General features: G+C 69.8%; 17 protein-coding genes and 1 pseudogene. 1 reads left to right on the plus strand and 17 read right to left on the minus strand.

Annotated features, from left to right (window positions below; all coding sequences use genetic code 11):
- The 7 genes from GPA22_RS14720 to GPA22_RS14750 all read right to left on the minus strand — a co-directional run.
- Positions 1–1,340, minus strand: a 1,340-nt coding sequence (locus tag GPA22_RS14720; protein WP_169256822.1) for a VWA domain-containing protein, incomplete at its 3' end; no start/stop codon positions are given.
- Positions 1,337–2,329 carry a VWA domain-containing protein gene (locus GPA22_RS14725; RefSeq protein ID WP_169256823.1) on the minus strand — a complete coding sequence of 331 codons (993 nt, stop codon included), beginning with the start codon at positions 2,327–2,329 and terminating at the stop codon, positions 1,337–1,339. The genes GPA22_RS14720 and GPA22_RS14725, both read right to left, overlap by 4 nt.
- Positions 2,326–2,805: a DUF4381 domain-containing protein gene (locus GPA22_RS14730; RefSeq protein ID WP_169256824.1), complete on the minus strand. Its 480-nt coding sequence runs from the start codon at positions 2,803–2,805 to the stop codon at positions 2,326–2,328. Before GPA22_RS14730 ends, GPA22_RS14725 begins: the two co-directional genes overlap by 4 nt.
- On the minus strand, positions 2,802–3,713 hold the full coding sequence (locus GPA22_RS14735; protein WP_169256825.1) for a DUF58 domain-containing protein: 912 nt from the start codon (positions 3,711–3,713) through the stop codon (positions 2,802–2,804). The genes GPA22_RS14730 and GPA22_RS14735 overlap by 4 nt, the downstream gene beginning before the upstream one ends.
- A gap of 48 nt (positions 3,714–3,761) precedes the next feature.
- On the minus strand, positions 3,762–4,772 hold the full coding sequence (locus tag GPA22_RS14740) for an AAA family ATPase (protein WP_169256826.1): 1,011 nt from the start codon (positions 4,770–4,772) through the stop codon (positions 3,762–3,764).
- 7 nt (positions 4,773–4,779) lie between these two features.
- A complete protein-coding gene (locus GPA22_RS14745; RefSeq protein WP_169256827.1) occupies positions 4,780–5,946 on the minus strand; it encodes a hypothetical protein in 1,167 nt (388 codons plus the stop codon).
- Positions 5,943–6,698 (minus strand): polyprenol monophosphomannose synthase, encoded by a 756-nt coding sequence (locus tag GPA22_RS14750; protein ID WP_169256828.1) that lies wholly within the window; start codon positions 6,696–6,698, stop codon positions 5,943–5,945. Before GPA22_RS14750 ends, GPA22_RS14745 begins: the two co-directional genes overlap by 4 nt.
- A gap of 137 nt (positions 6,699–6,835) precedes the next feature.
- Between GPA22_RS14750 and GPA22_RS22785 the strand changes: the two are divergent.
- A pseudogene (locus GPA22_RS22785) lies at positions 6,836–8,383 on the plus strand (glycosyltransferase); the annotation flags it as partial.
- Between the two features lie 531 nt (positions 8,384–8,914).
- Here the strand turns inward: GPA22_RS22785 and GPA22_RS22790 are convergent.
- The 10 genes from GPA22_RS22790 to GPA22_RS14800 form a co-directional block, all read right to left on the minus strand.
- Complete coding sequence (locus tag GPA22_RS22790) at positions 8,915–10,090, minus strand: glycosyltransferase family 87 protein (RefSeq protein WP_246264411.1); 1,176 nt, start codon at positions 10,088–10,090, stop codon at positions 8,915–8,917.
- Between the two features lie 56 nt (positions 10,091–10,146).
- The gene (ccsA, locus tag GPA22_RS14760) at positions 10,147–10,971 is read right to left on the minus strand and encodes a cytochrome c biogenesis protein CcsA (protein ID WP_169256830.1); all 825 of its coding nucleotides are present in this window, start codon (positions 10,969–10,971) and stop codon (positions 10,147–10,149) included.
- A complete protein-coding gene (locus GPA22_RS14765; RefSeq protein ID WP_169256831.1) occupies positions 10,968–11,813 on the minus strand; it encodes a hypothetical protein in 846 nt (281 codons plus the stop codon). The genes ccsA and GPA22_RS14765 overlap by 4 nt, the downstream gene beginning before the upstream one ends.
- Positions 11,810–12,757: a formylglycine-generating enzyme family protein gene (locus GPA22_RS14770; protein WP_169256832.1), complete on the minus strand. Its 948-nt coding sequence runs from the start codon at positions 12,755–12,757 to the stop codon at positions 11,810–11,812. Before GPA22_RS14770 ends, GPA22_RS14765 begins: the two co-directional genes overlap by 4 nt.
- Before the next feature lie 12 nt (positions 12,758–12,769).
- The gene (locus tag GPA22_RS14775) at positions 12,770–13,618 is read right to left on the minus strand and encodes a formylglycine-generating enzyme family protein (RefSeq protein WP_169256833.1); all 849 of its coding nucleotides are present in this window, start codon (positions 13,616–13,618) and stop codon (positions 12,770–12,772) included.
- The gene (locus GPA22_RS14780) at positions 13,615–14,601 is read right to left on the minus strand and encodes a cytochrome c biogenesis ResB family protein (RefSeq protein WP_169256834.1); all 987 of its coding nucleotides are present in this window, start codon (positions 14,599–14,601) and stop codon (positions 13,615–13,617) included. The genes GPA22_RS14775 and GPA22_RS14780 overlap by 4 nt, the downstream gene beginning before the upstream one ends.
- A gap of 24 nt (positions 14,602–14,625) precedes the next feature.
- Positions 14,626–17,229, minus strand: a complete 2,604-nt coding sequence (locus tag GPA22_RS14785; RefSeq protein ID WP_169256835.1) for a cytochrome c3 family protein — start codon at positions 17,227–17,229, stop codon at positions 14,626–14,628.
- Between the two features lie 31 nt (positions 17,230–17,260).
- Positions 17,261–18,853, minus strand: coding sequence for a B12-binding domain-containing radical SAM protein (locus GPA22_RS14790; protein ID WP_169256836.1), 1,593 nt, complete (start codon positions 18,851–18,853; stop codon positions 17,261–17,263).
- Positions 18,854–19,006: 153 nt separating this feature from the next.
- Positions 19,007–20,377: a LuxE/PaaK family acyltransferase gene (locus GPA22_RS14795; protein ID WP_169256837.1), complete on the minus strand. Its 1,371-nt coding sequence runs from the start codon at positions 20,375–20,377 to the stop codon at positions 19,007–19,009.
- A gap of 116 nt (positions 20,378–20,493) precedes the next feature.
- The gene (locus tag GPA22_RS14800) at positions 20,494–22,998 is read right to left on the minus strand and encodes a cytochrome c3 family protein (RefSeq protein ID WP_343036058.1); all 2,505 of its coding nucleotides are present in this window, start codon (positions 22,996–22,998) and stop codon (positions 20,494–20,496) included.
- Between the last annotated feature and the right edge of the window lie 200 nt (positions 22,999–23,198).

A 23,198-nucleotide genomic window follows, 5' to 3' on the forward strand; every position in this document is an offset into this window, starting at 1 on the left:
GTTTCGGGCGGGGGCGGGCGCTGCATCAGTTCGCGCACCAGCTCGCGGTTGTGCAGGATGTCGGGATCGTCCGGGCGTCGTTGCAGGGCCGCCTCGTAGGCTTGCAGGGCGTCGTCCAGGCGCTGCAGGCGCGCCAGCGCGTTGCCACGGTTGTAGAGGGTGTCGGCATCGCCGAAGGGCTCCAGCAGCGCCGCTGCGTCGGCATATTTGCCGGCGCGGTAGTATGCGACGGCTTTCCAGCGCGCGTCCGCGAATCGTGCGGCGGCGGCTTCGGCGGCGCCGTCTTGCAAGGCCTGCATTGCGCGCTGGTCGGGGCGCTGCCACCAGTCGGCGAAGTCGCCGGCCTGCGCGGCGGGCGGGGGCAGCAGCAGGACGGCGACGAACATCGCGACGACGCCGCGGCGGAAGGCGAGGGCGGCGAAGGGCAGCAGCAGTGCCAGCAGCCAGGGACCGAGGTCGCGCGGCGTCGCGGTTGTCGGGACCTGTTCCTGCCGCAAGGGCATCGCAGCTTCGAGATGGGCGAGGAGGGTGCTGACGTCGCGGTCGTCCGTGCGCCGGGCGAGGTCGAGTCCACCGCTCGCGAGGACGGCGTCGTGCAACGCGGCGGTCGGGTTATCACTGCCGCTGTCAGCCAATCGCAGCCGCGAGACGCGCACGCGCGCAGCATGCAGATCGGCGACGGCCTGCAAGGTGGGCGCTGTCGCGTCGTCAGTGGCGCTGAGCCAGAGCACGTCCCGCGTCGTCGTGTCGTTGTGGGCCAGCAGCTTCGCCGCCATCTGCAGCGCGCGTTCCGGCCGGTTTCCGGCGACCGGGAGGACGTCCGGCGTCAGTTCCGCAACGAGCAGGCGCAGCGTCGCGGTGTCGGTGGTCGGTGGCGCGACGAGGTAGGGTTCCCCGGCGTAGGCGATCAGTGCGGTCTGGCCGTCGGGCATGCGGGCGAGAAGATCGAGCAGCTTGATCTGCAGGGCTTCGACGAGGCTGCCGCCGGGCGCGTGCTCCGAGGCGGGCGACAGGTCGGCGACCAGCACGCGCATCGCGTCGCTGCGCAGGGCGACGTGCGTCCGGCCCTGCAGGGCGGGGCCGGACAGCGCAAGGATGGCGAGGGTCAGGCCGGCGGCGATCAGTGCACGCACGGTGCCGGTGCGCGTCGGCCTTGCCGGTTCGACCAGATGCGGGAGTAGCGCGGCATCGACCACGCCTGTCCAGTTGCCGAACGGGGACGGTGGTGTGCGGGACAACCGCCCGAGCAGCGCCCAAGCGGGCAGCAGGGCGAGCAGCCACCACGGACGCAGCAGGGTGAAGCCTGCGAAGCCGATCGCGAGATTGTCGGCGGGATTCATGCGCGGTGCGCCTGTGGTGGCGCCGGTCGACGACGCAGGGCGAGGATCGCGACGACGAGCAGCGCGGCGGCGAGCGGCCAGGGGTAAAGCTCGCGCGCGGGCCGCATCGCGATCTGGCCGAGGGCGAGCGGCTCGAGGCGGTCGACGAGGCGGTAGAACTCGGCCAGCGCCCGCCCGTCGGTGGCACGTCGATAGGTGCCGCCGGTCTGGTCGGCGAGCGCACGCAGCGTTTTTTCGTCGAGATCGGCTGCGGCGTTGGCGCTGTTGCCGCCTCCCGGCCCCGTGCCAATGCCGACGACGTGGATGCGTAATCCTTCGCGCTGCGCGATCCAGCCTGCCTGTTCCGGTGACAGCTGGCCGGCAGTGTTGGCGCCGTCGGTGAGCAGGACGAGCACGCGCTCGCTGCCGCGGAACTCGCGCACGCGGGTGGTGGCGAGGGCGATCGCGTCTCCGAGGGCGGTTTCCCGGCCGGCCAGGCCGATGGCGGTGTCGTCGAGCGCGGCGCGCACGGCCCGCAGGTCGAAGGTGAGCGGAGTGTGCAGATAGGCCTGTTTGCCGAACACGATCAGGCCGACGCGGTCGCCGTCGCGGCGGGCGATGAAATCCTGCGCGAGCCGGCGCGCGACGTCCAGGCGGGTCAGGGGCGGGCCGTCGAGCGCGAGATCCGTGGTCCCCATGCTCGCCGACACGTCCAGCGCGAGCATCAGCTCGCGGCCGCTGACGGGCAGCACCTGCGAGTCGGACGGGCCCAGTGGCCGCGCGGCGGCAAGCACCAGCAGCACCCAGGCGAGCGTCGCGAGGAAGAGGTCGAGACTGGCGCGCGCGTGTGCGGTCCGTGACGCGGGAGCTTCCATGCCGGATGTCCCGGCCGCGAACGGCGCGAGCGACGGGACGCGCAGGGCCGCATTTCCGTCCGTCGGCGGCAGCCAGCGCCTGACCAGCCAGGGTAACGGCAGGAGCGTCAGCAGCCACGGCCACAGGAAGCTCATGGCGCGTTGCTCCTCAGCCAGCGCCGCGCGAGCGCCAGCAGGGCCTCGGCTTCGCCCTGGCTCAACGCTGGCGCTGCGGTCGCGGGACGATACGGCAGGGTGTCCAGCACCGCGCCCGCACCGGCGACGAATGCACCGTGCCCGCCGTGCGCGTCGAGGAAGTCCAGCCATGCGGGACCGCTGAGGCCCGCTATCCGTGCGTCCGGAAAGCGCCGTCGCGCATAGCGGCGCAGCACGGTGCAGACCCCGCGCGCGAGTTCGACGGCATCGTGCGTCTGCGTGTGGGCGCGTGCGACGGCGTCGAGGTCGCGCAGGGCGGTCCGCAGCGGTTTGCCGCGCCGGTGACGGTACGCGAGCCAGGCGGCGACGGCGATTCCGGCCGCGAGGAGAAACCACCAGCCGGGCGCGGGTGGCCACGCCGCAGGGGGCGGCGGCAGGTGGATGTCCCTGAGCTGATCGATCGAAGGCGGGATCATGCGGCGGCTTCCGGTCGCAACAACGAGGCGAGGATTCGCCGCGGGTCGTCGTGCGTGGCCAGGGGCAGGCGTGTCGCGCCGAGGCGTTGTGCCAGTGCGGCCAGCTGCGCGCTGCGTTGGCGAAACGGCGCGCCGTAGGCGTCGCGTACGGCCGGGTCGCGCAGGTCCAGCGTCCGTTCGCCGTCCGGGGCGGTAATGCGGTAAATGCCCGGCGGCGGCGGCGAGGCTTCGAGGGCGTCGAAGACGTGCACGAGCGTGATGCCCGAGGCGCCGCGCAGTGTGGCGAGGGCGCGTTCGCCTGCCGCATCGAGATGGTGGAAATCGGACAGCACGATTGCGCGGGTGCCCGGCCGAACGGAGTGCGCAAACGCACGCAGCGCTGCCGTGAATGGCGCCGGAGCGGAGGTCGGAGTTGGTTCCGCGGCAGCCGCGACGAGCTGATGGATCAGTCCGAGGGCACCGCGCTCGCGTCCGCACGGGGGCTGTTCGCGATGGGTGTGCCCGTCATGGACGGTGCCGCCGATGCGATCGCCGGCGTCGATGGTCGCCCACGCGAGGAGTGCGGCCGTGCGCGCGGCGATTACCGACTTGAACGCGTGGCGGGTGCCGAAGCGCATCGTCGATCCCAGATCGACGAACACGCGGACCGGTCGCTCGCGTTCCGCGTGAAAGAGCTTGGTGAAGGGGCGGCCGCGCCGGGCCGTGTGGCGCCAGTCCATGCTGCGCAGATCGTCGCCGCCCTGGTACGGGCGCACCTCGGCGAAGTCCAGCCCCGCGCCGAGTCCGGGGCCGCGATGCGCCCCGGCGCTCGTGTCGCGCCCGGCGTTCATCGAAATGCGCAACGCGGCAGCCTGGGCCCGCAGCGCGATCAGGTCGCGTGGTGTCGGAGCGATGGCGCTGGTCGGCACGGTTGGCTGGCGGGTCGTGGCGGGATGCGTTGGGATCGCGACCCGCGTTTATGGCGCCGGGACGCGTTCGAGCAGCGTCGCCGTCAGCGTGTCCGCAGTGAGGCCGTCGGCGATCGCCTCCCAGCCGGGCAGGATGCGGTGGCGGAGCACGTCCGGGGCCAGCGCCTGGATGTCGTCGGGCGACACATAGTCGCGCCCGTGCAGCCAGGCGCGCGCGCGGGCGCAGCGGTCGAGCGCGATGCCGGCGCGCGGGCTGGCGCCGAAGCGCACGGCGCCAGCGAGATCGGGGCCGTACTGCTCCGGCGTGCGCGTCGCCGCGACGAGCCGCAGGATGTAGTCCTCGACGTTGGGGCTCATGTGTAGGTCGAGCACAGCGCGGCGGGCGGCGAACACCTGTTCCTGCGTGATCGCGGGTGACAGCGCGGGGCTGGCGGGGGACGCGATCCCGGCCCGGGCTTCCGCGCGGGCGAGGCGCAGGATGTCGCGCTCGACGGTCGCTTCGGGATAGCCGACGCGCACGTGCAGCAGGAAGCGGTCGAGTTGCGCCTCGGGCAGCGGGTAGGTGCCTTCGTGCTCGATCGGATTCTGCGTCGCGATGACGAGGAACAGGCGCGGCAGCGTGTGGGTCGTCTGTCCGATCGTCACCTGGCGCTCGGCCATCGCTTCGAGCAGCGCCGACTGCACCTTGGCCGGTGCGCGGTTGATCTCGTCCGCAAGCAGCAGGTGATGGAACAGCGGGCCGCGTTCGAAGTGGAAGCTGCCGTCCTGCGGGCGGAAGATCTCGCTGCCGGTGAGATCCGCCGGCAGCAGGTCGGGCGTGAACTGGATGCGGTGGAAGTCGGCGTCGATCAGCGCTGCCAGCGCATGGGCGGCGCGCGTCTTCGCGACGCCCGGCGGTCCCTCGACGAGGAGGTGGCCGTCGGCGAGGAGTGCGACGAGGAGGCGCTCCACCAGGACGGCCTGCCCGAGCACGGCGCCTTCGAGCGTGCGGCGCAGCGTGTGGAAGGCGTCTGCGAGTGTCATGGGGCGGATCGGGGCGGGGGCGTCGGTCGATTTCATGGTGACCTCATGCGGGCTGCGCGGCATCCCGCGAGCGGAAGGCGAGCCACACGAGGGCGGCGAGCAGGGCGGCGAACAGGAAGGCGCCCTGGTTCTGCACCAGCCAGCGCATGTCGACGAGGCTCCGCCACGTCGCCGGAGCGGTCCCCCAGACGAGCGCGAGCTTGCGCAGCCACCAGATCGTGGCCGGCAGTGCGATGCCGAAGCCGCCGACCAGCGCGAGCCATTCGCGCCGCTCGCGGGCGTCGAGCGTCGGCCACAGCGCCAGGGCGAGCGGGATCAGCATGAGGCAGTCGTATTCCTTCAGGCGCGGCAGCAGCAGTGCCGTGCCGGCGACCGCCACGAGTGCCCGCAGCAGCGGCGTTGGCGCACGCGCGACTGCGCGCAGCGTGAGCACGACGGCGAACGCGGCCCACAAGGCGTAGGCGGCGACGATCGCCGTCCCGCCCTGCAGCTCCATGCCGGATTTACGCACCAGCATCGAGAAGCCGAAGCCCGGAACCTCGTTCGCGTGCCCGGTGGCGGCGCGCAGCCAGTCGGCAAAATGCACCGGAAAAAGCAGCGCGTCGCCGCCGTACCAAGCGGCAACGGCCAGCGCTCCGGCGAAGGGGAGGAGGATCTCGCGGCGCTGGAAGAACGGCAGCAGCAGGTAGGCCGCATACAGCGGCTTGAACGGCGCCATCGCGACGCCCAGCGCGGTGACGGGCCGTCCTCCGGCGCCGCGCCAGATCAGCCACAGCAGTGCGCCGTAGAAGGGGACGCCCATGTTGCCGGACACCAGTTCCGATACGAACACGCCCGCGGCCGGCGCCAGCACGAGCAGTGCGACCGCCCGGGTCGATCCGCCGATGCGGCCGGCCGCGTACAGGAAGAGGGCGCTGCCGGCGGCGTACGCGAGGACGTAGGCGTAGCCCAGCAGGGGCGTGCCGGTCATGGTCGCGAGCCCGGCGAGGAGGCGCGTGCCGGCGTAGGGATAGGTGTGTGGCAGGAAATAGCCTGCACAGTCGCCGACGAAGCGGTACGGGTCGTCGTGCGCGAGGGTCGCGTCGATTGCGCAGCGATAGACCGTGGCATCCCACAGCCAGGCGTGGTGCTCCAGCAGGAGGGACAGCCCGAACAGCACGCCCGGGACAAGGCACAGCGCAAGGCCGGTGCGCATCAGGATCGCGTTCATCGTGCCTGCTGCTCCGCAACGCGCGAGCGCGGTGTGGCCACGGCGCCGTGCGCCAGTGCCCAGCGCGCGAACTCGACGATCTCGCGCAGGCCGAGCTTCGATGCCCCGACCTCGCGGTCGGGAAAATGCACCGGAATCTCGCGGACCTTCGCGCCGGCGCGCGCAGCGTTCTGCAGCATCGCGACGATGAACACGTAGCCCTGGGCCCTGACGTCGGCGAAGCGCGATTGGCGCAGCGCGGCGGTGCGCCATGCGCGGAAACCGGCCGTGCAGTCGCGCACCGGCGCGAGGCCCAGCCAATGGCGGGCGACCCGGTTGCCGGTCCACGAGAGCAGGCGGCGGCGCCAGCCCCAATCTTGCGGCGTGCGGTTGCCGTCGAGGTAGCGGCTGCCGATGGCGACGTCGGCACCGTTCCCGATGGCGGCGAGCAGGCGCGGCAGGTCCGATGGGCTGTGCGAGAAATCGGCATCCATCTGGATCACGACGTCGGGGGCGTGATGGGCCAGCGCGTGATTCAGTCCGCGCACGTACGCCGCGCCGAGACCGACGCGCGGGCCGCTCAGCAGCGACACGCCGGGCAGCCGTGCGGCACACGCGCGTACTTCCGCGGCGGTGTCGTCGGGAGACTCGTCGTCCACCACGAGCACCTGCACCTGCCGGTCCGGCGCCGCGAGCGCCGCGTGCACCGCGCCGATCAGGCGCCCGATGTTGCCGCGCTCGTTGTAGGTGGGGATGACGACGACGATCTTCATGGAAATTCGTTGCCCGGCCGTGGCTGCGCGGGGCGGACGTCGACCAGGCACGTGGCGACGGCTGCAGCTGCCGGGGCGCGTAGAATACAGGCCCACGCCCACCGGATCCACTCGCGTTTCATGCAAACGTCAAGCGCATGAAGATTTCCATAGTCATTCCCGCGCACAATGCCGCGGCCCTCATCGGCGGGCTGCTCGACTCGCTCGAAGGGCTGCGGCTCGACGGCGTGGACGGCTGCGAAATCATCGTCGTCGATGATGGCTCGAGCGACGGGACGGCACCCCTGCTCGACCGTCGCCCGGCCGTGCGCGTGCTGCGTCACGAGCGCTGCGCCGGCGCGGGAGCGGCGCGCAATACCGGCGCGCGCGCGGCATGCGGCGAGTGGCTGGTGTTCCTCGATGCCGATACGCGCATCCGCGACCGCGACTTCCTGCGGCGCTGCGTCGCGCTGGCTGCGCGCCACCCCGAGTACGACGCGTTCTCGGGCTGCTATCACGACGAGAACCCGGGCGGAGGGCGCTTCGCGCGCTACCTCGACGCGTGCGAGACCGTCATGCGCCGCGGCAGCCTCGATCGCAGCGCGCCGGCTTGTCTCGGTGGCTCGGTGTGCGCGATCCGCCGCTCCGTGTTCCTCGAGCTCGGCGGTTTCAGTGAGGACCGCCGCGTCGCGCTGGAGGATCCCGAGCTCGGCTGCCGGCTGGCCGCGGCCGGTCACCGGCTGTGGCTGTCCGGCGAGCTGCGCGTCGAACACCGACAGCCCCGCTGCCTCGACTACCTGCGCGAACTGGTGCCCCGCACGCGCCACTACCTGCAGCTTATCCGCCGCTACCGCAGCTTCAACCCGATGATGGGCGGGGCCGGCGAAGGGATAGGGCGCGGGGCGCTGGTCCTCGGGCTGCTCCTCGCGCCGGGGGGCATCGTGTCCCCGGCGTTGCTGGCCGCAGCCCTGCTGCTGCTGGGCGTGGCGGGCTGGCAGGGTCGTGCCCTGGCGCGGGAGCTCGCGCGCCGGCACGGCTTCGCCTTCGTGCTGCCGGGGTTCGCGTTCCACGCGCTGGCGAGTGCGGCAATCGTGGCCGGCGGCCTGCTGGCGCTGCGGGACATCGCGGCGCATACGCTGCGCAGCCGCGCCATCGATCTCGCGGTCGTGCTCGCCTACCTCCGCAGCCTGCTGTCGCGCGGCTCGCCGGGCTACCTGATCCAGTTCCTGACGCACCGCTGCAACGCGCACTGCGGCCACTGCTTCGACATGCCGCAACGACACGCGATCGGGCGCGACCGGGAGCTCGACCTCGCGCGCATCCGCCGTGTTGCGGCGAGCACCGGGCCGGTCGGCCACCTGTCCCTCACCGGCGGCGAACCCCTGTTGCGCGACGACCTCGTCGAGATCCTCGCCGCGTATTACGGGGCCGGCGTGCGCTCGTTCAGCGTGTCGACGAACGGCTCCTACCCGGAGAAGATCGCCGCCCTCGTGGCGCGCCTCGCGGGCATCGCGCCGTTCGGGCGCGTCATGGTGACCGTTTCCGTCGACGGCGTCGGCGCCGCGCATGACCGCCTGCGCGGCGTGCCTGGCCTCTTCGCGAAGGTCGAGCACTCGCTGCGCCTGTTGTGCGAGGCGCGCCAGTGGCTGCCGCAGTTGCGCGTGCATGCCTGCATCGCGGCGACAGGGGAGAACGTGCAGGACGTGCCGGCGATCGTCGCCCGCCTGCGGCGCTTTCCGCTCGACCAGCTCGAAATCACCCGCCTGCGCGGCACGCCCGCCGATCCGGCCGTGCAGGGGATCGACGACGCGACCTACGCGCGCGCGGGCGCCGCGGTCGCCGCTGCGAACGGCGGCGCGACCGGCCTGTCGCGCGTGTTCGCGCTGCTCGACCGCGCGATGTATATGATCGTGCGCTCGCCCGACGAGCCCTGGCCCTGCGGCAGCTGCCTCGCCGGACGTCGGCTCGCGGTGATCCGCGCGGACGGCGCGGTCCTGCCCTGCGAGATGATCCGCGACGTCCGCGCGCAGGATGCCTCGACGCACGGCGACTTCATCATCGGCCGCCTGGACGACCATGGCGACGACCTGCGCGCGCTTCTGGACGGCCCGCAGGCGCGCCGGATCACCGATTACATCCGCGACTCGCAATGCCGCTGCTCCTTCGAGTGCGCGATCTTCGCGACGATGAGCTACCGCCCGTGGACGCTGCCGCGTTTCCTGCTGCACGGTGCCGGCTCACTGCGCGCACGTCTCGTTGCGCCGCAGCGCGGCGAGGCAGCGGCTGAGCGCGAGTCCCAGCAGCAGCGCGAGGATCCACGGCGCGATCAGGACGGGGAGCACCTTGGCGAGTTCCTTCGCGCCGAGCAGCGCCGCGAGCCCGCCCGCGAGCAGCCAGTACTCTTCGCGCCGCGCGCCGCGCTGCCGCATGTCGGCCCACAGCCAGGCCGCAGCCGGCACGATCAGCGCGAGGTCGTACAGGAAGGCTAGCGGCAGTGCGAGCGGCGTCGCGAGGCACAGCACCGCCGCCTGCAGGCCGTGCGATGCCGCGTGTCGCCGGCCGCGCCACCACACCCACGCGACAACCGCCAGCATCAGTGCGCTGACGAGGGACTGCAGCACCCATGCCTGCTCCGTCGTCATGCCGGCAAGGCGCGCGGCCGCCCACGGGGTGGTCATCGCCGGCAGGGCGAAGGCGCCGACCGAAAAACCTTCGAGATGGAAGAGGCTGGTGCCGATGAAGGCGAACCAGGGATCGTCGCCGAGCGCTACCGCGCTGAGTGCGATCAGCGCCAGCACGCTGGCGCTCGCCGCGCCGAAGGCGCGCCAATGGCCGCCGGCGAGCAGCGCGAAGGGGATCAGCGCGCCGAAATGCGGCTTCACGCTCGCCAGTCCGATCAGCACGCCGGCCCACACCGGCCGCCTGCGCAGGAGCAGGAGGCCCGAGCCGATGAGCCCGGCGGTGAGGAAGCCGGTCTGGCCGTACATCACGTTGAAGAGCGCCGGCGGGGCCGCGAGCGCGAAAGGCAGGCCGAGGCGGTCCGGAAGGATTCTCCGCACGGTCAGCAGGTAGGGCAGGGCCGTGACGCCGAGCCATCCCGCCCAGGCGGCCAGGTAGGGCAGATAGGCGAGCGGCAGCACCAGCAGGATGAAGGTGGGCGGATACATCCACGGCGCGAAGCCGACGACGCCAACCTGCTGGTCCGTGAGCGTGCCATAGATCCGGCGCGCGGCTTCCCTGCCGGCCGCGACCATCGTGCGCGGCAGGTAGACGAACTCGGCGGGGAGCTCGCGCACGATCATCGAGGCTGCATACGTCGGGGTGAAATCGGTGAACAGCGGCGTGTCGCCACGTGCGGCGTCGCGGTATCCACCGACGATCTTCGCGCCGACGAAGATCGTGTACCCGACCATCACCAGCCACAGCAGGACGCGCAGGGTTCGCAGCCCCTGTCCGGGAACCGGGGTGTTCAGATCGCCCCCTTGTGCAGCGCCGTGGTCACGAAGGGAATGCCGAAGAAGGTGAAGAAGGCGACGACGAAGGTGCCGGTGACCAGCAGCGAGTTCGTCAGCGGCGGCGTGCGGAAGGACGCCCGCACGTGCAGCGTCAGCCCGATCGCCAGCCAGGTCACCAGCGACCAGACTTCCAGCGGATCCCACGACCAGTAGCGGCCCCACGCATCCTGCGCCCAGATCGCGCCGGCGACGATGCCCAGCGTGTCGAAGATCAGCGCCAGCGCCATGCAGCGGTAGGCCGTGGCATCCAGTTCGCGGTCGCCGGGGAAGCGGGCGAGCGCCGCGGTGCCGATGCCGAGCTGGCGGAAGATCGTGATCAGCGCGATGCCCAGCGCGACGAAGGCGGCGCCGAGGAAGATCTTCAGGAACGCGATGTGGATGAACAGCCACACCGTCCGGTAGGTGGGCGGCAGCGAGGACTCGTCCATCGGGATCAGCATCATCCAGCCCATCAGCATGGTCACGACGGGCAGCGCGAAGGCGGCGAAGGCGCGCACGCGCGGCAGCAGCAGGTAGCCCAGCCACACCGCCGCGACCAGCCCCCAGACGTTCGCCGACAGCATCTCGAAGGTGTTGATCACAGGCAGGTGGCCGATGCGCAACCAGCGCGCGCCGAAGGCTGCAGTGTGCAGAAGCCATCCGCCGATCAGCAGCGCCAGGACAAGGCGTGGCCAGTCGCGGCGGAACACGAGCCCGATGATCGCCGCCGCGGTGGCGACGCTGTAGGCGATTACCGAGGCCCAGAAGGCGATCAGTTCGGTTTGCAGCAGATCCGTCATTCTTTCTCGTACATCCTGATCTTGTCGGCGTGCTTTATCTCATATTTCGTCACGCCATCCTTGTCCGCCGTACCGGGAATCGGCATTTTCACCGCGACGCCCTTGCCGTCGCGGCGCAGTTCCGCCTCGGTGAAACCGGGTGGAATGCCGTGGCTCGGCCCCCACGGGCCGCGGCCCAGTTGCGACTCCCATTCCCAGATCGCCGAGCGCGCCTGGGCGACCCTGAGGCGAAAAGGGTCCTTGTCGGCGACCACGTGCAGATAGCTGCGCATGCCCCCGAGCGCCGACTCGAGGTCACCCATCGCTTCCGATGCCGTGGCGTGGCTGAAATACGCATCGGCGCGGAGCCGGTCGCGGTCGATCGCGGACTCGTAGTACTGGCGTGCCTCGCCGAAGCGCCGGCGCTGCATCATCGCGTCGCCCATCAGGTGAAACGCCTCGGCATCGTCGGGCGCGAGGTACATCGCCTTCAGCAGCGATTGCGCGGCTTCGTCCGCCTTGCCCGCCTGCAGCGCGGTGCGGGCCATGCCGTTGAGCGCATCGACGGTCACCCGCCGCACTTCGTCGAGATGGCCGGCCCTGTCCTGCGCCGGGTCGATGCGAAGGGCCCCGCTGCCGGTCGGCGCGGGCGCCTGTTCCTCGCCGCGGAAGCGCGCCGGGCCATGCGGCGCCATCGACGGGAACGCCGACGTCTCGCTACCCGGATGGCCCGACTCGACCCCGCGCCCGGGCATCAGCGAGACCACGGTCGCGAGCAGCGCCACCGCGAACGGCACGGCGAGGATCGCGCCGCGGCGATAATCGCGGACCGCTGCCGGCCGCGCGAGCGCTTTTCCCGTCATTTTTCGGCGACCACTTTGGCCGTGCCGGCCTTCAGATGCTGCCGGACCGTCGCCTCGTCGACCGCGAAGCGCGTGCCGAAGCAGATGAACCCGCCCTCGGGGCGGTGAAGCGTGCGGGCGTAGATCGACATGCCCTGGGCATGGGTCGACCACCGCCCCCCCTTGAGCACCCGCATCGGGTGGTCGAGGTCCGCGCCGGTCGTGCCACCCTTCGGCGGCGCGGGATTGCGCATGCCGTCCTTCAGCGCAAGGTCATGGGCGTTGTTGTACCAGTCGGCCACATGCTCGAACACGTTGCCGCCCATGTTGTAGAGGCCGTAAGCCGAGCGGCCGTTGGCGAACGCGTCGACCGGAGCGGGGCTGCAGCCCGCGTGCGACTTGAAGCCGGCGAAGGTGTCGTCCGGGTATTCGTCACCCCACGGGAACATCCGCCGGTCGGTCCCCCGCGCCGCCTTGACCCACTCCATCTCGGTGGGAAGCCGGAAACCGAGCCATTGCGCCAGTTCCTTCGCCAGGTCGTTCGACAGGTGCGTGGCCGGCAGATCCTGCTCCGGGGACTTCAGCGTGTAGCCGCCCGCAGCGTCGCCGGTCAGCGAGCAGCCCTCGGTCTCGCCGGCGTACTTGCTGCGCCGCTTGAGCCCCGGCTGCTCCAGGAAGCGCTTGAGGTCACGTGCGCGCGCCTCGAACTTGGCCATGTAGAAGCCGTCGAGCCAGATCTCGACGTCACGGTAATGCTTGCCGTTCACGGGCTTCTGATTGTTGAGGTAGTCGACGTTCTCGACCCCGTACCAGAAGTTTCCGGCCGGAATATGGACGAACTCGACGCCATTGATGATCACTTCGCGCGGCAGCGTTGCCGCGGGGGCTTCCGCGAGGGCGCCGGCGGAGATGGATGCCGCTGCGACGAGCGCGGCGAAGCGGGCGAGGAGGCGACTCGGTTTCATGGCGTCAGGTCCTCATTCTTCGCGCACGAGGCGCAGCCCGAGGAGGTCGAGCGTGTCGTGCTTGGGGTAGCGGCCGCGCATCGTGCAGCGCGTCTGTACGAATTCGGTGCGCGCGCTCCCGCCCCGGATCACGGCCTTGTCGGTGCCGGCGCTGTGGCGGGGGTTGTACAGGGCGTGGCGCCGATAGCCGTCGGCGGCGTAATCGTCCGCCGTCCATTCCCACACGTTGCCGAGCAGGTCAAAAAATCCGGCGCCATTCGCCGGCCGGCTGCCGACCGGCTCGGGGGGGACCGGCGCTTCGATGGCGGCGACCGCGAGGCGACCGAGTTCGTCTGCGGCCGCCGCGATTTCCTTGTCGAGGGCTCCGGCCTTCGCCCCGCGGCAGGCGAACTCCCATTCGGCCTCGGTCGGCAGGCGGAAGCGATAGCGTTTCTTGTGCAGGACGGTCATCCGGTCCGCGAAGGCCCTGGCCTGTTCCCACGTGACACGGGTGACCGGGGTGTTGTCGGGCAGCGCGGCGTTGCTGCCCTCGGGCAGCGAGCCCATCACCTGCTTCCATTGCTTGCGGGTCACTTCGTGACGCCCGAGCCAGTAGGCGTCGACACAGACCTCGTGCACCGGCCCCTCGTCGGCCGACAGGGACTGCGTGTAATTCAGGCGCACCCATCCGCCGTCGGGCTCCGGCGGTATCGCGGTGTCGTTGCCCATGCGGTAGCAGGCCTTGTCGACGCGGACGAATTCGAGGCCGACCTGCGGGTCTTGCCAGAGGTGCGGCGGGTTGTCCTTGGCGGCATGGACGCCGGCCGCGATCAGGCTGCCGGCGAGGAACAGGACGGCGAGCGTCGGTCTGGTCGGTTTCATGTGGGGGATGGGGCTGAGGGAATGGGCCGGAAGACGATGCGCGCATAGAACCACACGAGCGCGATGACGCCGAGTGCGACGGCGCCGAGGAGCCAGGGGCGGGTGGGATCGGCGACGATGCGGTATCCCATCCAGGAATCGAGCCGTACGTAGGTGAGCGTGCCGCCGGCGAGTTCGAGCTGGTCGCCGGGGCTGAGCGTGTGCCGTGCGTCGTCGATGCGCAGGATGAGGCGCTGTGCCTCGCCGCCGGCGCCGAGGTTGGTGCGCACGTGCGCGCCCTCCCGCGCCGCCGCCGGGTCGTCGGTGTCGACCATCAGCCACGCGGTCCGGCCATCGGGCAGGGTCCAGTCGTTTGCGCCGGCGAAGGCGCCGTTGTTGCTGTCGCGCAACTGGACCGTTCCCCATTCGTCGGTGCCGGCAGCGGCCGTCCAGCGGAACACCGGGGAGAAGCCGCGATAGCGGCTGGTGTAGATCCGGTAGCCGGCGAGCACCAGCGGCACATCGTCGCCGATGTCCGCCGTCTGCGTGCGGCCGTCGCCGGACTGCCAGCGGATCCGGTTGTAGGTCGTACGGTAGCGCCCGCGGTCCGGCTGGTGCTCGGCGAAGCCGAGGTTCGTGAAGCGGAGCTCGGCGACGCGGCGCGTATGCAAGGGGCCGCTTTCCTCCGCGATCAGGTTGCCGTCGAAGCTGGTGCCGACGGTGACCGCCGCCTGACCTTCGAAGTACGTGAGGCGCGCGACGACCAGCGTGACGGCCAAGGCCAGCAGCGCGAGGTGGAACACCAGCAGCGGCAGGTCCGCGCGGAAGCGCCGGTTGGTGACGATGGCCGCGAGGAGGTTCAGCGTCAGCAGCGAGAACGGTACAAGCATGGCCAGCGTCGCACTGTGCCCGGGAGCCTTGGCCCACAGCGCGCCGGCGGCCATGATCACGAAGAAGACGGCGGACAGTTTCGGCGAAGCCAGCGCGAGCAACCATCGGTCCATGCTTTCGAACGCCTTCGCTGCGCTTCAGTTCTGGCAGCCCGAGAGGTCGGACATCCAGTCCTTGCCGCCGTAGCTCGGGGCGCCGCAGCTGGTTTCCGTCCATTGCCCGCTCGCCTGCCAGGTGCGGATGCGCAGCACGGCCGAGTTGTAGTACGGGGCGATGGTCTCGGTGCTGGTGCTCGTGCCGCCGGCGGTATCGTTGCCGACCGGCGTGCAGCCGGTTCCCTTGCCGCCTTCGGGCCCGACGCACTCGAGGTTCACGAGGAAGGCCTTGTTCTTCCAGCCGTGCGGCACCGCGATATGGCAGCGCATGCACGGACGTGAGCTCTTCGTCGTGAAGGAGTGCGACGCTTCCGTTGCAGAGCCGTCGAAGCCGCTGTTCGCGTTCGGGTTGTGGCAGCGCCCGCAGATACCGCCGCTGGCGTTGCCGTCGCGTGTTGCACTCGGCGTGACCGTGAGATCCCACACGCCCTTCAGGATGAAGTTGGCCGAGGAGCCGTGCGGCCCCTGCACGGCAGCGAGGTTGGGCGCGTTGGTGGGGTCGCTGGGTGTCGTGCCCTGGGTCCACGAGCCGGTGTGGCCATGGCAGTCCGAGCAGTGCATCGTCTGCACGCCGACGTTGGCGTCGCGGAAGGGCGGGCGGAAGTTGTCCATGCTCGTGCCGGAACGCGTGCGTTCGGCGACGTCGCGTCCCGTCGGCCAGATGACCGGGTGCCAGGAGCGATGGTTGTTGCCGCTTGTTCCGCCGCCGACCGGCGAGGTGCCGTTGGGGTCGCAGTCGAAGCCGCCGCAGGCCGTGCCGGCATTGCCCTGCTCGCCCTGGTCGCCGCCAGAGCTGGGGGGATCGGTTGCCTTCACAGCCGAGAATTCCGCGGCGACGTTGGTGTATGTCGACATCCCGTTCGTGCCGCTCGCCGTGCCGCCGGTGTAGCTGCCGAGCGAGGGGAAGCTCGTGCCCGCGCCGTAGTCGGAATGGCATTTGAAGCACAGCTGGTATTCGCGGGTCAGGTAGGGATTGGTGCGCGCAGTGTCCACGCTGGCGCCCGGGTCGCCACGCTTGACAGTGTAGCTTGCCGGTCGTTCGGGAAAATCGGTGGCGGTGGATACCGAAGCTGCGGTCGGTTCGACGCCCCAGGTGCCGCGCAGCGCTCCCGACGCGATGTTGCCGCCGACGCCGCCGGGCACGTGGGTGCGGCGCGTGGCTGCACCCGCGCCGTTGAACAGCGCGTTCTTGATCACCCGGTGCGGGTTGTGGCAGTCGGTGCATTCGACGTGGCGGTTCGCGTGATTGCCCGCGCCGAGCAGGGCGCGCTGCTCGATGAAGTCGGCTCCGCACTTGTTGTTCGTGCCGCTGCAGTCGATGAAGGTGGCGTCGTTGAAATTGCCGCCGATGTCATGCTTCTCGGTGCCCGTGATGGGCATGGTCTTGCGGCCCGGCGTCGTGAATTCGGTCTTGATGTCGGGCACCCCGGTGGTGGCGGTCATCGTCGGGACCCCCTGGAGGATGCTCGCGGTCGTGGTGGTGTGGCACTGGTAGCAGGTTTCCTCGATGGCGGGATTGCCGCCCGCCTTCGGCGTCGAGGTGCTGTCGGTGCCTTCGCGCAGCAGGCGGCGCGAGCCCGGCACGGTGTGGGTGTCGTGGCAGTTGAGGCAGCCGGCTTCCCACACCTTGGTGCCGGTCGGGAACTCGCGTTGCGTTGCTGCCGTTCCCTGGTATGCATAAGTGGCGACACCGGGGTTGGCGTGAACCGAGTTCGACCACGCGAGGTAGGGGGTGCCTTGCGAATCCTTGTTGCGGTCATGGCAACCGAGGCAGATCTGGTCGGTCGCCGGGTTGAAGGTGGTGCCGGCACTGGCGGTTTTCTGGAAGCGGTTCAGGCGCAGGAACTTGCTCGCGTCGAGGTGCGGATCGTGGCAGCTGGTGCATTGCACCTTGCCCTCGTGGTCGAGCGGCAGCATCGGTTTGTTGCCGGGCGTGCGGATGCCCACGATCGTCTTGCCGCCGGCGGAATAGGGGGGCGTGCGGAATTCGCCGTCGCGGGTGGCGAGGGTGCTGTTGAAGGTGAAGGAGATCGGATGATCGTTGGTGAGGTCGGTGCCGAGGTTGCGCGTGAAGCCGGTCGTGCTGTCGGTCGTCGGCATCTTGCTGTCGACCGTGGTGCCGACCATGGAGACGGTCTTACCGGTGCCGCTGCCGGGCGAGTTCGCGACGGCGCCGAGCGCGAGCGTGCCGTCGTGGCAGGACAGGCACAGCTTGGAGGCACCGCCGGGCTGGCCGATCGAGCCGTTCAGGATGTCTTCGGCGTCGAGCGAGTTCGACGTGTAGGGCGTGTAGGTCGCCGTCGACAGCGCGCGGTTCCACAGCGGGCCGGGGGCGGTGGCGTTGGCGGCGTGCGGCGTGTGGCAGAAGACGCAGATCTGGTCGGTGCCGCTCGCGCCGGTCGCGGCCTTCACCGGGCCGGGGCCGGTTGCCGACAGGTTGTGCTTCGTGCCCTTGATGTTCGCATTCGTGTTCTGCGCCGGCGCCAGCGCGCCGTACCCGAGCAGGGCTGCTGCGACGAGCATCAGGGCATGGAATCTCGGGAAATTCTTCATAACCTTGCGGTTGATGCGGGTATCAGGGCGCATCCGTGAATGCGAAACGGATAATGCTAAACGATTATGGTATCGGTGCGAAGTTGCGCGGCTCGGCGCCGGCCTGCACCTTGAGGTCGCGGCGCGTGGCGTTGACCTTGCGCAGCATCTGCTTGACCGCTTCGGGCATGCGCTGGCCGGCGGCCATCTCCTGCATCTGCCCCGAGAGGTAGGAGTGGTTGATGAGGATGTCGAACACCGCCAGCATGAACTCCTGCTTCCACGAGGACAGCTGGTCGAGGTTCTGGAATTTGTGCATGAAGAAGTTGCGCGAAGCGCGGCCGAGTTCGCGTTCGACTTCCTCGAGCGTCATGGCGTCGGGTTTGACGACGGGCTGGACGAGGTTGTACTTGCTGTAGTCCTTCGTCGCGACGTGGGCCTCGAGTTGCGGGTAGAGGTCCGCGTAGGGCCATGGCGCGATCGCGAGGAAGAAGGCCATGTCGGGGTTGTAGAGCTTGGCGAGCTCGACGGCTTCCCTGAAGGTTTCGGGCGTGTCGCCCGGCATGCCGAGCACGAAGGAGGTCTCGGAGACGATGTCGGAGCCGTTGATGATCTCGATCGCGCGGCGCGAGTCTTCGGCCTTCGAGCCCTTCTTGAAGAGGTCGAGCGTCGCCTGCTGACCGGCCTCGACGCCGACGTAGATGTGCTCGACGCCGGCTTCGGCGTAGCGGTCCATGATGTCCGCGTCGCGCACGATGTCGTCGACGCGGGTTTCCATCAGGAGGCGCACGCCGGGTTTGCGCTCGATCATCAGCTCGAGGATGCGTTCCCAGCGGGCGCGGTCGAGCGTGGGGATCTCGTCGGCGAGCATCGCGACCTGCACGCCGTATTTCCGGTGCAGCATCTCGATTTCCGCGACGAAGTTCTCGGCGCTGCGCGCACGCCAGCCGCGGCGCCAGAAGAGCTTCTGCGAGCAGAAGGAGCAGTCCTGCTGGCAACCGCGCGCGGAGGACACGATCGCCAGTCGCGCGTCGTTCTTCGCGCGGTACTTGTAGATCGGCCACTCGACGAGGTCCCACGCCGTCGGCAGCGCGTCGAGGTCGCGGATGAAGGGCGCCGAGCGCGTCGCGATGACGCCGCCGTCGCGCCAGAAGGCGAGGCCGGCGACCTTCGCCGGGTCGTCGCCGGCGTTGAGGCAGTCCAGCAATTGCGGCAGCGTGCGTTCGCCTTCGCCGCGCACGACGAAGTCGATGGCGTCGTGGTCGATGCGCAGCATCTCCTGGTAGCAGAAGGTGGCGTGCACGTTGCCGATCGCGGTGACGATTTCCGGATCGATTTCCTTGGCGAGGCGCAGCAGCCTGGTTGCTGCGACGATCGCGGCGGTGAAGGCCGAGGTGCATACGACGTCGGGGCGGAAGTCCTCGAGGCGCTTGCGGATCTGGTCCTCGTCATGCCACAGGGCCATCGCGTCGTAATAGTCGACCTCGTAGCCCGCTTCGCGCAGGGAGCCCGCGATGTAGACGAAACCGACGTTGAGCCAGGTGCCGGCCGATTCCACGACCCCCGAGTGATAGGGCACGGTGACGAGCGCGACGCGCTTGATCCTGCGCTGGCGCGGCACGACCGGGGCGGTGCGCGGCGGGGGGACGAAGGTGATCGGGGAGGCTGCGTTTCCCATTATTCTCGGCAAGCAGGCGTGTCGGGGGCAAAATGCCGGCGATAGTAGGCGAGCGCGCCGCCTCGGCGCTTGACATATATCAACGGCATTGCCGATGGCGTAGCGGGGCCGCGCACGGGGTTGGCCCGTGCGCGGGGAAGTGGCGGACGAGGATCAGCGGGCAGGCGAGCTGGCCTCGGCCGCTGCGGAACCTTGCGGGAGCGGATTGGCGAGCATCTCCTCGCTCAGCTCGTCGCAGGGGCAGACGGGCGGCGTCATCGGCAGCGGCGCGGGCAAGGCATGGTCGGCTACTGCGGGCTGGCGTGCGCGGGCGAGGCCCATCTTGAAGCGGATCGAGAAGTTCACGTAGGCCTCGAGGAAGCGGAAGATCCGCTTGTCGCCCATCGGGCCGACCGGCCGCTCGCTCGGCAGCGGTGCGACCTTGCCGTCGACGATTTTCGCGCGCCCTACGATCTGGAAGCTGCCGTCGTGGTCGACGTAGCCGAGGTTGTCGGTCTGCACGGCCAGCACGGTCGGCAGGTTGGCGAGGTCATAGTGGCGCAGCAGGCCGACCTGGCCGGGGGGCAGCGGTTGCAGGTCGTCGAGGCCGACGGCGGCGACGCGCGCCCACGGCGGGGTGAGGCGGCGGCGCTGCGATGTCCGGCCCTGGACGGCGGCGCGCAGGGTGTCGTCGAAGTAGTTGGTGGCGCTCTCGGCCATGCCGAGCACATTCACGCAATGCGAGGCCGGGATGCCGAGGATTTCTTCGGCGAGGCGGAAATAGTCGTCCTGCGTGAGTTCGCCGAAGCGCCCGCGGTAGCCGCCGCCGTCGCCGATGCGGCTGCCGGCGGGCAGGCGGAAGCGCAGGCTGCGCGCCTTGCAGGCGTTGAAGAAATACACGAAGGCGGAGGTCGACCCGATCATCGCGAGCGGGACGCCGGTGGCTTCGGATTGTTCCAGTGCCGCGATCAGGCCCTTGATGTCGAGGCCCGAGTAGTCGAGCAGGAAGCGGCTGTCAGGGGTGCCGAAATGGCGGCGCGTCTCGTCCATGCCGACCGCCATGCCCATCGACGGGGCCATTTCCGGGCTGGGGGCGAGGATGAGGATGCGGCAGCGCTGGCCGCGGGCGAAGTCGGGGAAGAGATAGGCCCCGGTCATCGTGCGGTTGGCGGTGAGGATGAGCTCGCGGCCGATGTCGTCGCGGAAGATCTGGCCGCGCCGGTTCGCCGTCGTGCCGCTGGTGATCTGCGCCATCACCGCCTGTTCGGGCGGGAAGGACGTGACGATGGCGGTCTTGAAGCTGTCGGTCGGGAAGGCGGGGATCTGGCGCCAGTCGGTGACGTGGGTCGGAGTGATGCCCTTGGCTTCGCAGAACTCGCGGTAGGGCGTATTGCGCTCGAACTGCCAGGCGAAGATTTCCGGTGCGAGTTCGTCGAAGGGACTGCGGTCGGCGTCGACGCCGGCGGCGATCATCGTGCGGATGCGCGCGGCGAGGCGCTCGCGCACGGGGTCGGGCTGGATGTCGGGAGTGGCGTTCGGAGTCATCTGGGGCGCGCGGACGACAAAAAAAGTCCGCGCACTCTAGCAACAGTTGCCGCGCCACCGGTTGACGAGGATCAGGCGTAATCGATGCGGCATATGCCGATCATGCCCGATCCGGGCTAGGGCGGACTCGAACAGGTGTTGGTCATCCAGTCCCTGCCGGTCGCCGGGTTGGTGTTGTTCGTGGTGTTGCCGTTGCTGGCCGGGATGCGGTCGGCCGCGGCCTTGACCGACGAGCCGCAGTCCGAGTCGGTCCACTGGGCGTTCTGCTTGAAGTTCACGATCTTCAGTTTCGCCCGGCGGTAATAGGGGCCTTCGCTATAGTTGTCCGCGCTGCCGCTGGTCGCGACTTCCTTGCTGCCGGTTTGACCCGCTTCGGGGCCGACGTCGTTCAGGTTCACTAGGAAGGATTTGTTCTTCCAGCCGTGCGGGACCGCCACGTGACACCAGTTGCAGCGCATGCTGCCGACCTTGTTGCGGTGTACGCTGTGGCCATCGCCTTTGTCAGTGTTGAACCCGGTTCCGCCAGTGGTGCCGGCATAGCGGTTCACATCGTGACACCTGAAGCACAGCCCCGAGGTGTCCGGGCTGCCGGTGCTGGAGTTGTACGGCCCCTTGAGCAGGAAGTTGTTGGTCGAACCATGCGGCCCCCACGGGTTGGGGCTGGTCGGCGTGATCGTGTTGGCGGCAGTGGCGTTGCCGTGGCAGTCGGTGCAGTGCATGGTGTTGGTGCCGACGCTGGCGTTCCACGGCGCGAGCCAGGCGTTCGCGTTCATGTTGTTGCGCTGCGAGACGGTGCGCCCGGTGCTGTTGATCACCGGGTGCCAGGAGCGGTGGTTGCCGGTGTTGTAGGCGGCACCGGCACCGGCGTCGCTGCCGAGCGGGCCGGGCGCGCCCTGATGCGCGAGCGGTGCCTGGAATTCGCGTGCCTGGTTGGTGTAGCGCGTGTAGTTGTTCCTTTCGGTCACCGCGCTGCCGGAGGTGGTGCCGGGTGCGCCGAGTTCGGGGCGCTTGAGGCCGCTCGGATACACATTGTCATCGGGATAGGCGTAGTCGGAATGGCACTTCAGGCATACCTGGTATTCGCGCGTCACCCACGTGCTGGTGACGGCGGTGGCGGCGCCCTGTCCGCCGTCGCCGACCTTTTCGGTGTAGCTGTTGGGCAAGGCGAAGAAGCTGCGCAGGGCGTAGACCGGTTCGACCCCGAAGGCGCCGCGCAGGGCGCCCGATGCGATGTTGCCGTTGGCGCCGCCCGGAACATGGGTGCGCTGGTCGACGCCGGTGAGGTTGAACACGCTGTTGCGCGTGACACGGTGCGGGTTATGGCAGTCGGTGCACTCGGCGTGACGGTTGTTGACGTCGATCTGGCCGAGCAGCGTGCGGTCCTCGACGAAGTTGTGGTCCTTGATGTCGTGCGTCTCGACCCCCGATTTCTGCTCCGTGGTCGTGATCGGCATGTGCTTGTTCGCGGTACTGAAGTCGCTCTTGATGTTCGGGACGGCGCCGGTGGCCGTGCCGATGATGCTCTCGGCGGCCGGCGAGTGGCACTGGTAGCAAGTATTCTCGATCGCGGACGCGGAACTGGGCGCGGCCGTCGAGCCGGGCATGAAGCTGCCGACGCCGGTGCCGACGGGGGTGCCGCTCACGCCTTCGCGCAGCAGGCGGCGCGCACCCTGCACGGTGTGGGTGTCGTGACAGTTGAGACAGGCGGCCTGCCAGACCTGTGTGGTCGTCGGGAATTCGCGGCGGTTCGCGGCGTCGAGCTTGTACACCTCGTCACCGATCGTCTGCGACGCGTGCGAGGATTGCGACCACGCGGTGCCGAGCTTGTCGTGGCAGCCGAGGCAGATCTGGTCGGAGGCGGCATTGAACGCGCCGCCTGCCGGATTGGCGGTCTGGAAGCGGTTCAGGCGCAGGAACTTGGAGACGTCGAGGTGCGGGTCGTGGCAGGTCGTGCACTGCACCTGTCCCGCTCCGGCGGTGCCGGTTGGCTGTAGCGGCAGCAGCGGCTTGTAGCCGGAGCTGCGGATGCCGATCACGGTGCCCGAGGCAGGGGGGTGGCGCTGTTGCGCGTCCATGCGCCGCAGTTCGCCGTCGGCCGCCGCCAGCGTGTCGTTGAAGGTGAAGGAGATCGGGTGGTCGTTGCGCAGGTCGATGCCGAGGTTGCGTGTGAATCCGGAGGTGGCGCCCTGCGGCCCGGCGGGCATCTTGCCGAGGTCGGTGCCGCTCATCGTGATCGCCACGTTCTTCGTGCCGCCCAGCACGCCGACGGTGCCGATCGCCATCGTGCCGTCGTGGCAGGACAGGCACAGCTTGGAACTGCCGCCCGGCTGAGACAGCGCGCCGAAGATCGTCTGGGCGTCGAGCGAGTTCGAGGTGTAGGGGGTGTAGGTCGCGCTGGACAGCTCGCGGTTCCACAACGGCGCCGGGGCGGCCGCATTGGCGGCGTGCGGCGTGTGGCAGAACACGCAGATCTGGCTTTCGGAGGCCGCCTTGACCGTGCCCGAACCGGAAGTGGACAGGTTGTGCTTGGTATTGGAGATCTTCGACTGCTGGGCGGTCGCGGGAGCGATGCAGACGACCGCGAGGAGGGCGAGTGCGGCGATGTGCAGGGCGCGCAGCACGCCCCGCGCAGCCCCGGTCCGGTGCGCGGGGCGGCTTGCCCGTGGGGGCGGTGCGCCAGCGAAGGTGCCTGCGTTGCCGGGCTCGTTCATCGTCTGTCAGATGTGCGTTTGACCTGTGGGCTGCCCGCACGCCGTCGAAGGCCGGACTGCATCAGGTAGTCCCGTATCGACGCCGCCTCGGGCGTGCAAGTCCCGTCGGG

It is taken from the genome of Aromatoleum toluvorans, assembly GCF_012910905.1.
Classification (GTDB): domain Bacteria; phylum Pseudomonadota; class Gammaproteobacteria; order Burkholderiales; family Rhodocyclaceae; genus Aromatoleum; species Aromatoleum toluvorans.

What these genes read in the sequence shown, in the direction of transcription:
- GPA22_RS14725 (WP_169256823.1), bottom strand. Translation starts at nt 2,329, where the DNA reads ATGAGCTTCCTGTGGCCGTGGCTGCTGACGCTCCTGCCGTTACCCTGG.
- GPA22_RS14730 (WP_169256824.1), bottom strand. Translation starts at nt 2,805, where the DNA reads ATGATCCCGCCTTCGATCGATCAGCTCAGGGACATCCACCTGCCGCCG.
- GPA22_RS14740 (WP_169256826.1), bottom strand. Translation starts at nt 4,772, where the DNA reads ATGAAATCGACCGACGCCCCCGCCCCGATCCGCCCCATGACACTCGCA.
- GPA22_RS14745 (WP_169256827.1), bottom strand. Translation starts at nt 5,946, where the DNA reads ATGAACGCGATCCTGATGCGCACCGGCCTTGCGCTGTGCCTTGTCCCG.
- GPA22_RS14750 (WP_169256828.1), bottom strand. Translation starts at nt 6,698, where the DNA reads ATGAAGATCGTCGTCGTCATCCCCACCTACAACGAGCGCGGCAACATC.
- GPA22_RS22790 (WP_246264411.1), bottom strand. Translation starts at nt 10,090, where the DNA reads ATGGTCGGGTACACGATCTTCGTCGGCGCGAAGATCGTCGGTGGATAC.
- ccsA (WP_169256830.1), bottom strand. Translation starts at nt 10,971, where the DNA reads ATGACGGATCTGCTGCAAACCGAACTGATCGCCTTCTGGGCCTCGGTA.
- GPA22_RS14765 (WP_169256831.1), bottom strand. Translation starts at nt 11,813, where the DNA reads ATGACGGGAAAAGCGCTCGCGCGGCCGGCAGCGGTCCGCGATTATCGC.
- GPA22_RS14770 (WP_169256832.1), bottom strand. Translation starts at nt 12,757, where the DNA reads ATGAAACCGAGTCGCCTCCTCGCCCGCTTCGCCGCGCTCGTCGCAGCG.
- GPA22_RS14775 (WP_169256833.1), bottom strand. Translation starts at nt 13,618, where the DNA reads ATGAAACCGACCAGACCGACGCTCGCCGTCCTGTTCCTCGCCGGCAGC.
- GPA22_RS14780 (WP_169256834.1), bottom strand. Translation starts at nt 14,601, where the DNA reads ATGGACCGATGGTTGCTCGCGCTGGCTTCGCCGAAACTGTCCGCCGTC.
- GPA22_RS14785 (WP_169256835.1), bottom strand. Translation starts at nt 17,229, where the DNA reads ATGCGCCCTGATACCCGCATCAACCGCAAGGTTATGAAGAATTTCCCG.
- GPA22_RS14790 (WP_169256836.1), bottom strand. Translation starts at nt 18,853, where the DNA reads ATGGGAAACGCAGCCTCCCCGATCACCTTCGTCCCCCCGCCGCGCACC.
- GPA22_RS14795 (WP_169256837.1), bottom strand. Translation starts at nt 20,377, where the DNA reads ATGACTCCGAACGCCACTCCCGACATCCAGCCCGACCCCGTGCGCGAG.